At 61.5% G+C, this 12,072-nt stretch carries 10 protein-coding genes and 1 pseudogene; all 11 read left to right on the top strand.

Features of this window, described 5'->3' with window-relative positions; genetic code table 11:
- The first annotated feature begins 2 nt into the window (after positions 1 to 2).
- Positions 3 to 1,085, top strand: coding sequence for a phospho-N-acetylmuramoyl-pentapeptide-transferase (gene mraY / locus J7302_RS08630; protein WP_215372846.1), 1,083 nt, complete (start codon positions 3 to 5; stop codon positions 1,083 to 1,085).
- A 6-nt stretch (positions 1,086 to 1,091) separates the two neighbouring features.
- Positions 1,092 to 2,438: a UDP-N-acetylmuramoyl-L-alanine--D-glutamate ligase gene (gene murD, locus J7302_RS08625; protein WP_215372845.1), complete on the top strand. Its 1,347-nt coding sequence runs from the start codon at positions 1,092 to 1,094 to the stop codon at positions 2,436 to 2,438.
- On the top strand, positions 2,438 to 3,646 hold the full coding sequence (gene ftsW, locus J7302_RS08620; RefSeq protein WP_215372844.1) for a putative lipid II flippase FtsW: 1,209 nt from the start codon (positions 2,438 to 2,440) through the stop codon (positions 3,644 to 3,646). Before murD ends, ftsW begins: the two co-directional genes overlap by 1 nt.
- Positions 3,643 to 4,713: an undecaprenyldiphospho-muramoylpentapeptide beta-N-acetylglucosaminyltransferase gene (gene murG / locus J7302_RS08615; protein ID WP_215372843.1), complete on the top strand. Its 1,071-nt coding sequence runs from the start codon at positions 3,643 to 3,645 to the stop codon at positions 4,711 to 4,713. The genes ftsW and murG overlap by 4 nt, the downstream gene beginning before the upstream one ends.
- A complete protein-coding gene (murC, locus tag J7302_RS08610; RefSeq protein WP_215372842.1) occupies positions 4,706 to 6,166 on the top strand; it encodes a UDP-N-acetylmuramate--L-alanine ligase in 1,461 nt (486 codons plus the stop codon). Before murG ends, murC begins: the two co-directional genes overlap by 8 nt.
- Positions 6,163 to 7,110 carry a D-alanine--D-alanine ligase gene (locus tag J7302_RS08605; RefSeq protein WP_215372841.1) on the top strand — a complete coding sequence of 316 codons (948 nt, stop codon included), beginning with the start codon at positions 6,163 to 6,165 and terminating at the stop codon, positions 7,108 to 7,110. The genes murC and J7302_RS08605 overlap by 4 nt, the downstream gene beginning before the upstream one ends.
- A gap of 5 nt (positions 7,111 to 7,115) precedes the next feature.
- On the top strand, positions 7,116 to 7,976 hold the full coding sequence (locus J7302_RS08600) for a cell division protein FtsQ/DivIB (RefSeq protein ID WP_215372840.1): 861 nt from the start codon (positions 7,116 to 7,118) through the stop codon (positions 7,974 to 7,976).
- Positions 7,977 to 7,997: 21 nt separating this feature from the next.
- On the top strand, positions 7,998 to 9,248 hold the full coding sequence (gene ftsA, locus J7302_RS08595) for a cell division protein FtsA (protein WP_215372839.1): 1,251 nt from the start codon (positions 7,998 to 8,000) through the stop codon (positions 9,246 to 9,248).
- 48 nt (positions 9,249 to 9,296) lie between these two features.
- Positions 9,297 to 10,484, top strand: a complete 1,188-nt coding sequence (gene ftsZ, locus J7302_RS08590; RefSeq protein ID WP_215372838.1) for a cell division protein FtsZ — start codon at positions 9,297 to 9,299, stop codon at positions 10,482 to 10,484.
- Positions 10,485 to 10,596: 112 nt separating this feature from the next.
- Positions 10,597 to 11,508: a UDP-3-O-acyl-N-acetylglucosamine deacetylase gene (gene lpxC / locus J7302_RS08585; RefSeq protein WP_215372837.1), complete on the top strand. Its 912-nt coding sequence runs from the start codon at positions 10,597 to 10,599 to the stop codon at positions 11,506 to 11,508.
- A 155-nt stretch (positions 11,509 to 11,663) separates the two neighbouring features.
- Positions 11,664 to 11,968: pseudogene (locus J7302_RS27115) on the top strand (ISL3 family transposase); the annotation flags it as partial.
- Positions 11,969 to 12,072 lie beyond the last annotated feature (104 nt).

Raw genomic sequence — 12,072 nt, 5'->3', positions numbered from 1 at the left:
TCATGCTGCTGCTGCTCGCTGAGTACCTGCAACAGTTCTATAAAGGGTTTGGAGTATTCCAGTACCTGACCCTGCGCGGGATTCTCGGCGTCCTGACGGCGCTGTCGCTGTCGCTCTGGCTCGGTCCCTGGATGATTCGCACCCTGCAGATCCGCCAGATCGGACAGGCAGTGCGTAATGACGGCCCGCAGTCGCACCTCTCCAAGTCCGGTACTCCGACCATGGGCGGCGCGTTGATTCTTACCGCCATCGCCATCAGCACCCTGCTCTGGGCCGACTTGTCCAATCGCTATGTGTGGGTGGTGTTGGCGGTCACGCTGCTGTTCGGAGCCATCGGCTGGGTCGATGACTATCGCAAGGTAATCGAGAAGAACTCCCGCGGCCTCCCGAGCCGCTGGAAGTATTTCTGGCAGTCGGTTTTTGGAATCGCGGCAGCAGCCTTCCTTTATATGACTGCCAGTACGCCGGCCGAGACCACTCTTATCCTGCCGCTGATCAAGAACATCGAAATTCCCTTGGGCATCGGTTTCGTGGTGCTGACCTACTTCGTCATCGTCGGCTCCAGCAATGCGGTGAACCTGACGGATGGCCTCGATGGCCTGGCAATCATGCCCACCGTCATGGTCGGCGGTGCGCTCGGGATCTTCTGCTACCTGTCGGGCAACATCAAATTCGCCGACTACCTGTTAATTCCCTACGTTCCGGGCGCGGGCGAGCTGATTGTGTTCTGTGCCGCGCTGGTGGGAGCGGGTCTCGGTTTCCTCTGGTTTAACACGTATCCGGCCCAGGTCTTCATGGGGGACGTCGGTGCGCTGGCCCTTGGCGCCGCGCTGGGAACCATCGCCGTGATTGTGCGCCAGGAAGTGGTGCTGTTCATCATGGGCGGCGTCTTCGTGATGGAAACCCTCTCGGTAATGATCCAGGTGGCTTCCTTCAAACTGACCGGTCGTCGCGTATTCCGCATGGCCCCTATTCATCACCACTTTGAACTGAAAGGCTGGCCCGAGCCCCGCGTCATCGTGCGCTTCTGGATCATTACGGTGATCCTGGTGCTGATCGGCCTGGCCACCCTGAAACTGAGGTAATTGCGCGTGACTTTGATCGCTTCCGACCAGTTCCGCATCGTTGTCGGCCTCGGCAAGAGCGGCATGTCCCTGGTGCGCTTCCTGGCGCGTCAGGGCGTGTCGTTTGCCGTAGCCGATACTCGTGCGAACCCGCCGGAACTGGCCACGTTGCAAAGCCAATTCCCGCAGGTGGAGGTTCGCTGCGGTGCGCTGGACGTCGATTTCCTCTGCCGCGCCAACGAGCTCTATGTCAGTCCAGGGTTGGCGGTTGCCACGCCGGCCCTGCAAGAGGCCGCTCGGCGCGGGGTGAAGCTCTCTGGCGACATCGAACTGTTCGCTCGACACGCCAAGGCGCCCATCGTCGCGATTACGGGCTCCAACGCCAAGAGCACGGTTACCACGCTAGTAGGCGACATGGCCCGTGCGGCAGGGCGCAAGGTGGCGGTAGGGGGCAATCTTGGTACCCCAGCGCTGGATCTGCTGGATGATGCGGTCGAGCTCTACGTGCTGGAGCTCTCCAGCTTCCAGTTGGAGACCACGGATCGTCTGGACGCCGAGGTCGCTACTGTCCTCAACGTCAGCGAAGACCACATGGATCGCTACGCTGACATGCAGGCCTATCACCTCGCCAAACACCGTATCTTCCGCGGTGCTCGCCAGGTGGTGGTGAACCGCGCGGACGCATTGTCGCGTCCCTTGGTTGCCGACCAGCTGCCGTGCTGGACCTTTGGCCTGAACAAGCCGGACTTCAAGGGTTTTGGTGTGATTGAGGAGGACGGCGAAAAGTACCTGGCTTTCCAGTTCAATGCGCTGATGCCGGTGCGTGAACTGAAGATCCGTGGTGCCCACAACCAGTCGAATGCCTTGGCGGCATTGGCCTTGGGGCATGCCGTGGGACTGCCATTCGAGCCGATGCTGGAAACCCTGCGCACATTCGCGGGCCTCGCTCATCGCTGCCAGTGGGTGCGCGAGCGTAAAGGCGTTTCCTACTACGACGACTCCAAGGCCACCAACGTCGGCGCCGCGCTGGCGGCCGTCGAAGGTCTTGGGGCGGATATTGACGGCAAACTGGTTCTGATCGCGGGCGGTGACGGTAAAGGTGCCGATTTCTCTGGTCTACGTGCACCGATTGAACGCTACTGCCGAGCCGTGGTGCTGCTCGGGCGCGATGCCGAACTGATTGCCGCGACGCTGGACGACTCTGTGCCGCTGGTACGAGTGAAGACCCTGGAGGAGGCCGTCCAGCGTAGCGCTGAGCTTGCCGAAGCCGGTGATGCCGTGCTGCTGTCGCCGGCTTGTGCCAGCCTCGACATGTTCAAGAACTTCGAAGAGCGCGGGCGTCTGTTCGCCCAGACCGTGGAAGGGCTCGCCTGATGCTGGCCCGACTGCTCGCCGCCCCGTCGCCACTGCGCAACCGCCGCGGCATCGATATCGACTTCCCGCTGCTGGCCGGTAGTCTGGCCCTGCTCGGCCTGGGGCTGGTGATGATCACGTCGGCCTCGTCGGAAGTCGCGGCGGCCTTGTCGGGCAACCCGCTGTATCACATGATTCGCCACTTGATTTACCTGACGCTCGGCCTAGGTGCGTGCCTGTTGACCCTACAAGTCCCCATGGCCTTCTGGCAGCGTCACGGCGCACGGCTGATGCTGTTGGCCTTCGTCCTGCTGATCCTGGTGCTCCTGCCGGGGATCGGTCGTGAGGTAAACGGTGCCAAGCGCTGGATCGGTTTCGGGATGTTCAACGTGCAACCTTCCGAGCTCGCCAAGCTGTTCACCGTGATGTTCATCGCCGGATATCTGGTGCGCCGTCAGGATGAGGTCCGCGAAAAACTCACGGGCTTCATCAAGCCGATGCTGGTGCTTGGTCCGATCGCCGTGCTTCTGCTAGCCGAGCCGGACTTCGGGGCCACCGTGGTGCTGGTCGGCTCCTGTATCGCCATGTTGTTCCTGGGCGGGATCAACCTACTGCGCTTCATTCCCTTGGCAGCTGCAGTTCTGGCGGCCGGTGTGCTGGTAATGACCAGCCAGAGCTATCGCATGCAGCGCCTGACCAACTTCGTAGATCCCTGGGCTGACCAATACGGTGCCGGCTACCAACTGAGTCAGGCGCTGATCGCCTTTGGTCGCGGCGAATGGTTTGGTGTCGGTCTGGGCAATAGCATCCAGAAGCAGTTCTACCTGCCTGAGGCTCATACCGACTTCGTATTCGCCGTATTGGCCGAGGAACTGGGCATGATCGGCGCGCTGGTTACCGTCGGCCTGTTCGTCTTCGTCAGCGTGCGCGCGCTCTACATCGGTCTCTGGGCGGAGAAAGCCAAGCAGTTCTTCTCCGCTTACGTGGCCTACGGCCTGGCTTTCCTGTGGATCGGCCAGGTACTGATCAACATCGGGGTGAACGTCGGCCTGTTGCCGACCAAAGGCCTGACATTGCCCTTCCTCAGCTACGGCGGCAGTTCGCTGGTGATCTGCTGCGTCAGCCTTGGCCTGCTCCTGCGGATCGAGTGGGAGCGGCGTACCCAACTGGGCGGCGAAGAAGTCGAGTTCGTCGAGAGCGACTTCGCTGACGAGGAGGTGCGTCCATGAGGGGTAATGTACTGATCATGGCTGGTGGCACCGGTGGTCACGTGTTCCCGGCATTGGCTTGTGCCCGTGAGTTCCAGGCGCGCGGATACCAGGTCCATTGGCTGGGGACACCGCGGGGGATTGAGAACGAATTGGTGCCCCAGGCAGGGTTGCCCCTGCATCTGATCAACGTCAGTGGCCTGCGTGGCAAGGGCATCAAGTCCCTGCTCAAGGCACCGTTCGAGCTGATCAAATCGCTGTTCCAGGCGCGCCGCGTCGTACGTGACCTGAACCCTGTTTGCGTGCTGGGCATGGGCGGCTACGTTACCGGGCCCGGTGGGTTGGCTGCTCGCTTGGCGGGCGTCCCATTGATCATCCACGAGCAGAATGCCGTGGCTGGCACGGCCAATCGAAGCCTGGCTCCACTTGCCAGCCGCGTTTGCGAAGCTTTCCCGGAGACCTTCGGGGCCAGCAGCAAACGGCGCACCACCGGCAACCCTGTGCGTGAAGAGCTCTTCCTGGAAACACCACGCGACAGTCTGGCGGGGCGCAAGCCGCGCTTGCTGGTGCTGGGCGGAAGCCTGGGAGCCGAGCCCCTCAACAAACTGCTGCCCGAGGCGCTGGCCAAGGTGTCTGCGGAGCTGCGTCCGCAGGTGTTCCACCAGGCTGGTCGCAAGCACAACGATATTACTGCGGAGCGTTATCGCAATGCCGCTGTCGAAGCGGAGGTCGCACCCTTCATCAAGGATATGGCGCGTGCCTATGCATGGGCCGATCTGGTCATTTGCCGAGCTGGCGCCTTGACCGTCAGCGAACTGGCTGCAGCTGGCCTACCGTCGTTCCTGGTGCCTTTGCCCCACGCGATCGACGACCACCAGTCGCGCAATGCCGATTATCTGGCGAAGGAGGGCGCGGCCGTCCTACTCCCGCAACATTCCACTGACGCGGCCACGCTGGCTGCTCAGCTGACCGAGGTTTTGATGCACCCCGAAAAACTCAAGGCAATGGGCGCTACTGCGCGCCGACTGGCCAAACCGGCCGCTACCCGCACTGTGGTCGATATCTGCCTGGAGGTGGCCCATGGTTGAGAGCCAGAAAGCCATGCCGCAGCCGGAGATGCGCCGGATTCGCCGTATCCATTTCGTCGGGATCGGCGGCGTGGGCATGTGCGGGATCGCCGAGGTGCTGCTCAACCTGGGTTACCAGGTCTCTGGCTCCGATCTCAAGGCTTCGGCTGTGACCGAGCGCCTGGAAAGTTTCGGTGCACAGATCTTCATCGGCCATCGTGCCGAAAATGCCGAGCATGCCGATGTACTGGTCGTGTCCAGCGCGGTGAACAAGGCCAACCCGGAAGTGGCGGTTGCGCTGGAGCGGCGTATCCCGGTCGTGCCCCGTGCAGAGATGCTCTCGGAGCTGATGCGCTACCGCCACGGTATCGCTGTTGCCGGCACCCATGGCAAGACCACTACCACGAGCCTGATCGCTTCGGTCTTCGCCGCTGGCGGCCTGGACCCGACGTTCGTCATCGGCGGTCGCCTGAACGCGGCCGGCACCAACGCCCAACTCGGCACCAGCCGCTACCTGGTGGCAGAAGCTGACGAGAGCGATGCCAGCTTCCTGCACCTGCAGCCGATGGTCGCCGTGGTCACCAACATCGACGCCGACCACATGAGCACCTACGAAGGTGACTTCAATCGGTTGAAGAAGACTTTCGTCGAATTCCTGCACAACCTGCCGTTTTACGGGCTTGCCGTGCTCTGTGTCGACGACCCGGTGGTTCGCGAGATTCTGCCCCAGGTGGCCCGTCCGACCGTGACCTACGGCTTTGCCGAGGATGCCGACGTCCGCGCCATCAATGTCCGCCAGGAGGGCATGCGCACATTCTTCACGGTCCTGCGCAAGGATCGTGAGCCGTTGGACGTTTCGGTCAACATGCCGGGCAACCATAACGTCTTGAATTCGTTGGCGACCATTGCGATCGCCACGGATGAAGGCATCAGCGATGACGCGATCCTGCAGGGTCTTTCCGGCTTTCAGGGCGTCGGCCGCCGCTTCCAGGTCTACGGCGAACTCCCGGTCGAAGGCGGCAGCGTGATGCTGGTCGACGACTATGGCCACCACCCCCGCGAGGTAGCGGCCGTGATCAAGGCTGTCCGCGGTGGCTGGCCGGAGCGTCGCCTGGTCATGGTTTACCAGCCACACCGTTACAGCCGTACCCGCGATCTCTACGATGATTTCGTGCAGGTGCTCGGCGAGTCCAACGTGCTGCTGCTGATGGAAGTGTATCCAGCTGGCGAAGAGCCCATTCCTGGCGCGGACAGCCGCCAGTTGTGCCACAGCATTCGTCAGCGCGGTCAGCTTGATCCGATCTATATCGAGCGTGGCGTCGACTTGGCACCTCTGGTCAAGCCGCTGCTCCGCCCTGGCGACATCCTGCTATGCCAAGGCGCCGGCGATATCGGCGCGCTGGCACCGCAACTGATTCAGAACCCGTTGTTTGGCGGCCAGTCTGACGATGCTGCCAAGAGGAAAGCGAAATGAGTGCGCAGCTGAAATCTAACCTTGAGCCACAGGCATTTGGCCGTGTCGCTGTGCTTTATGGCGGCAAGAGCGCTGAACGTGAGGTGTCGCTGAAGTCCGGCACCATGGTTCTGCAGGCACTGCTGGATGCGGGCGTCGATGCATTCGGTATCGACGTGGGCGACGACCTGTTGCAGCGGCTGCAGGCTGAGAAGATTGATCGCGCCTTCATCATCCTGCATGGCCGTGGCGGGGAAGATGGCAGTATGCAAGGACTGCTTGAGTGCTTGGACATTCCCTATACCGGCAGCGGAATTCTGGCTTCTGCTCTGGCGATGGACAAGCTGCGTACCAAGCAACTGTGGCTGAGCCTGGGCTTGCCGACACCGCGCCATGCGGTACTGGCCAGTGAGGCTGACTGCCGTGGCGCAGCCGAGGAGCTTGGCTTTCCGCTGATCGTCAAGCCGGCCCACGAAGGCTCGAGCATTGGCATGGCCAAGGTGGACAACGTCGATGCGTTGATCGAGGCCTGGCGTAGCGCCGCGGTCTATGACCCACAGGTATTGGTGGAGCAGTGGATCCAGGGGCCAGAGTTCACCGTGGCGGTGCTTCGTGGCCAAGTGCTGCCGCCGATCCGCCTGGGTACTCCGCACACCTTCTACGACTACGACGCCAAGTATCTGGCCAGTGATACCCGTTACCAGATTCCCTGCGGCCTTGATGTCGAAAAGGAAGAGGAACTCAGGAACCTGACTGCGCGCGCTTGCGAAACCCTGGGCATCCAAGGCTGGGCGCGCGCCGACGTGATGCAGGATGCAGACGGGCAATTCTGGCTCCTGGAAGTGAACACCGCGCCAGGCATGACTGATCACAGCCTGGTCCCCATGGCAGCTCGCGCTGCGGGCCTGGATTACCAGCAGTTGGTGCTGGCGATCCTCGCCGACAGCGTTGAGGCAAGAGGCTGAAACCCATGAGAACTGCCACTCTCCGTCGTCAGGAACCCGTTATCGGCCGCGCGCCTGCGCGCAAGCCGGTGCCGCGTGGTGCCAGCCGGATGGTGGCCAAGGAGCCGTTGAAGGCACGCTTGCCAAAACCTGGCTTCGCTTCGCTCCGGCGCCTGCTCTGGCCGGTGCTGTTGCTGGTGCTGGGCGTAGGTGCCTATGAGGCGGCACAGCGTCTACTGCCCTATGCGGACAGGCCCATTGCCAAGGTCAGTGTGCTGGGGGACCTGAGCTACATCAGCCAGCAGGCGGTGCATCAGCGAATCGCGCCGTACATCTCTGCGAGTTTTTTCAGCGTCGACCTGGCTGGAATGCGCCATGAGCTGGAACAGATGCCCTGGATCGCCCATGCCGAAGTTCGGCGTGTATGGCCAGACCAGGTCAGTATCCGTCTTGAAGAACAGTTGCCCGTCGCCCGCTGGGGGGATGAGGCTTTGTTGAACAACCAGGGCCAGGCTTTCACACCTCGTGAGTTAGCCCATTACGAACAACTGCCGCAGCTCTGGGGACCCCAAAGGGCCCAGGAGCAGGTGATGCAGCAGTACCAGATGCTCAGCCAGATGCTGCGCCCGCTTGGCTTCTCCATTGCCCGGCTGGAGCTGCGCGAGCGTGGCAGCTGGTTCCTCTCGACCGGCCAGGGGGTTGAACTCCTGCTGGGACGGGATCACCTGGTGGAAAAGATGCGTCGTTTCATCTCGATCTACGAGAAAACGTTGAAAGACCAGATTGCGAACATTGAGCGCGTCGACCTGCGTTACCCCAACGGCCTGGCCGTGGCATGGCGGGCGCCGGTCGAGGCTCCTGCGGCGACTACGGTCGCCGTGCAGTGAATTGAGGAGAAGGTTAAAACCATGGCAAGCGTGCAGAGCGGCAAGATGATCGTCGGCCTGGACATCGGCACCTCCAAGGTGGTCGCGTTGGTGGGCGAGATCGCGGCCGACGGCAAACTGGAGATCGTCGGTATTGGTACCCATCCATCACGCGGCCTGAAGAAGGGCGTGGTGGTCAATATCGAGTCCACTGTGCAGTCGATCCAGCGTGCGGTGGAAGAGGCTCAGCTGATGGCGGGCTGCCGAATTCACTCGGCCTTTGTCGGCATCGCCGGCAATCACATCCGCAGCCTGAACTCCCACGGGATTGTGGCAATCCGCGACCGCGAGGTCAGTGGCGCCGATATCGATCGGGTGCTGGACGCTGCCCAGGCGGTGGCTATTCCCGCTGACCAGCGCGTGCTGCACACCCTGGCGCAGGACTACGTCATCGATAACCAGGAGGGCGTACGTGAGCCGCTGGGCATGTCCGGCGTGCGCCTGGAGGCCAAGGTGCATGTGGTGACCTGTGCCGTGAATGCCGCACAGAACATCGAGAAGTGCGTGCGTCGCTGTGGTCTGGAGATGGATGACATCATCCTCGAGCAGCTGGCATCGGCGTACTCGGTGCTCACCGACGATGAGAAGGAGTTGGGCGTCTGCCTGGTGGACATCGGTGGCGGCACCACGGATATCGCCATCTTCACTGAGGGCGCGATCCGTCACACCGCAGTGATTCCGATTGCCGGCGACCAGGTCACCAACGACATCGCCATGGCCCTGCGTACACCTACCCAGTACGCCGAGGAAATCAAGATCCGTTACGCCTGCGCACTGGCCAAGTTGGCCGGCGCTGGCGAGACCATCAAGGTGCCCAGTGTCGGGGACCGGCCGCCACGCGAGCTATCCCGCCAGGCCTTGGCCGAGGTGGTCGAGCCTCGCTACGACGAGCTGTTCACCTTGATCCAGGCCGAGTTGCGTCGCAGTGGCTACGAGGACCTGATCCCTGCAGGCATCGTCCTCACTGGCGGCACCGCCAAGATGGAAGGCGCGGTGGAACTGGCCGAAGAGATTTTCCACATGCCAGTGCGCCTCGGTCTGCCGCACAACGTCAAGGGGCTGGCTGACGTGGTGCGAAATCCAATCTATTCGACGGGTGTGGGCCTGCTGCTGTATGGCCTGCAGAAGCAGTCCGATGGCATGCCCGTCTCCAGCGGTAGCTTCGGCTACGGCGAGGAAGCCAAGGCTCCTGTACTGGAACGGTTCAAACGCTGGGTCCAGGGCAATTTTTAACCGCGGTACGCAGTAGGCGATAAAACTAAAAAGGAAAGGAGAGGGGATATGTTCGAACTCGTAGATAACGTTCCGCAAACAGCGGTCATCAAAGTTATCGGCGTCGGTGGCGGTGGTGGCAACGCCGTAAACCATATGGCCAAGAGCAACATCGAAGGCGTCGAGTTCATCTGCGCCAACACTGATGCTCAGGCGCTGAAGAACATTGGAGCACGTACCGTCCTGCAACTTGGCCCAGGTGTGACAAAGGGCCTGGGCGCTGGCGCCAACCCGGAAGTCGGTCGCCAGGCAGCGATCGAGGACCGTGAGCGCATCGCTGAAGTGCTGCAAGGCGCCGACATGGTCTTCATCACCACTGGCATGGGCGGTGGCACCGGAACCGGCGCTGCGCCGGTGATTGCCGAGGTGGCGAAGGACATGGGCATTCTCACCGTTGCCGTGGTGACTCGCCCGTTCCCGTTCGAAGGTCGCAAGCGCATGCAGATTGCCGATGAGGGCATCCGTTCGCTGGCCGAGAGCGTCGACTCGCTGATCACGATCCCGAACGAAAAACTGCTGACCATCCTGGGTAAGGACGCCAGCCTCCTGTCCGCTTTCGCCAAGGCGGACGATGTCCTCGCGGGCGCTGTACGCGGCATTTCCGACATCATCAAGCGTCCGGGCATGATCAACGTCGACTTTGCCGACGTTAAAACGGTGATGGGCGAAATGGGCATGGCCATGATGGGTACCGGCTGCGCCAGCGGTCCGAATCGCGCCCGTGAAGCGACCGAAGCGGCTATCCGCAATCCGCTGCTGGATGACGTCAACCTGCAGGGCGCTCGCGGCATCCTGGTCAACATTACTGCAGGTCCTGACCTGTCCCTGGGTGAGTACTCCGATGTGGGTAACATCATCGAGCAGTTCGCTTCCGAGCACGCCACCGTCAAGGTCGGTACCGTGATCGATCCGGACATGCGCGATGAGCTGCACGTGACCGTTGTCGCCACTGGTCTCGGCGCCCGTATCGAAAAGCCGGTCAAGGTTGTGGACAACACCGTGCAGCCAGCTGCCACGGCGAGCGCCACCATTGCCTCCCGTCCGGAGCAACCGTCGGTCAACTACCGTGACCTGGATCGCCCCACCGTGATGCGTAACCAAGCTCATGGCGGTGCAGCCACTGCAGCCAAGCTGAATACGCAGGATGACCTGGACTATCTGGACATTCCGGCATTCCTGCGACGCCAGGCTGATTGATGTACTGTATCAGGAGTATGAAGGTGATTGGTGTTCAGCAAAGGCCGGTTCTGCTATTATCGCCGGCCATTGTTGAAAACAGTTCGCAACTTGCGTACAAGCGGCCAATGCCATGATCAGACAACGCACTCTCAAGAACATCATCCGTGCCACTGGCGTAGGGCTGCATTCCGGGGAGAAGGTCTACCTGACCCTCAAGCCTGCGCCTGTGGACACCGGGATCGTGTTCCGCCGTACCGACCTCGAACCCGTGGTGGACATCCCAGCGCGTGCCGAAAATGTCGGTGAGACCACCATGTCGACCACACTGATCAACGGTGAGGTCAAGGTGGACACCGTGGAGCATCTGCTTTCGGCCATGGCAGGCCTGGGCATCGACAACGCCTACGTCGAACTCTCCGCGTCGGAAGTGCCGATCATGGACGGCAGCGCAGGTCCCTTTGTCTTCCTGATTCAATCTGCTGGCCTGCAGGAGCAGGAGGCAGCCAAGAAGTTCATCCGTATCCTGCGAGAGGTGACGGTAGAGGAGGGCGACAAGCGCGCCACCTTCGTTCCCTTCGATGGTTTCAAGGTGAGTTTCGAGATCGATTTCGATCATCCGGTGTTCCGCAATCGCACCCAAAGTGCCTGCGTGGACTTTTCCAGCACTTCCTTCGTCAAGGAAGTCAGCCGTGCACGGACTTTCGGGTTCATGCGTGATATCGAGTTCCTGCGTTCGCAGAACCTGGCACTCGGCGGCAGCGTGGAAAACGCGATCGTGGTCGATGAGAATCAAGTGCTCAACGAAGACGGCCTCCGTTATGAGGACGAGTTCGTCAAACACAAGATCCTCGATGCCATCGGCGACCTCTATCTGCTCGGCAACAGCCTGATTGGCGAATTCCGCGGCTTCAAGTCGGGGCACGCGCTGAACAATCGCCTGCTGCGCAAGCTCATCGAGCAAAAGGATGCGTGGGAAGTGGTGACCTTCGAGGATGCCAGGACTGCACCGATCTCCTACATGCGGCCGGTAGCAGCCGTTTAAGCAATACCCTCTTTCCTTACTTCAGAAGGCCACCCTTGCGGTGGCCTTTTTTTTTTAGGTTCTTCGCAGAATCTGGGGAAGAGCGAGTTGACAGTCAGGGAAGCGGGCAGATTGGCAATCGCCAAACATCCCAACCCCCACACCTTGCTGCCACCGTGCATCCTATTGATCTTGCCGCTTTCTGGCCAGGCTACGAGGTCGTCGCCTGTCGCCAATCCACTCACGACCCCCTGCTGATCAGTCTTGAACCGCAAACCGAGCGCTTCCCGATTTGCAGCCGCGTGCCAAACCCAACCTGTTGATCCATGAGCAGCAGCACATCCGCCAGGTGCGGGATCGTGACCTGCAGGATCAGCGCGTCCTGCTGCAACTGCCGGTGCGTCGCGTCGACTGCCGGTACTGCGGACGCGTATCCGAGCGGATCGACTGTCTGGCGCCGGCTTCCCGCCTTCCCCGGAAAGCAGCCTGCAACACCTCCTTGGCGGACTTGTCGGGCGGAGTGACACATCGAAGGCGCACGAAACCTTGTAGGAGCCAGCTTGCTGGCGAATGGCGCATGTTCGC

It is taken from the genome of Metapseudomonas boanensis, assembly GCF_018704125.1.
In the GTDB taxonomy this organism is placed as follows: Bacteria; Pseudomonadota; Gammaproteobacteria; order Pseudomonadales; family Pseudomonadaceae; genus Metapseudomonas; species Metapseudomonas boanensis.
The sequence above is the reverse complement of the archived record's forward strand: the minus strand, read 5'-3'. Positions and strand labels throughout refer to the sequence as shown.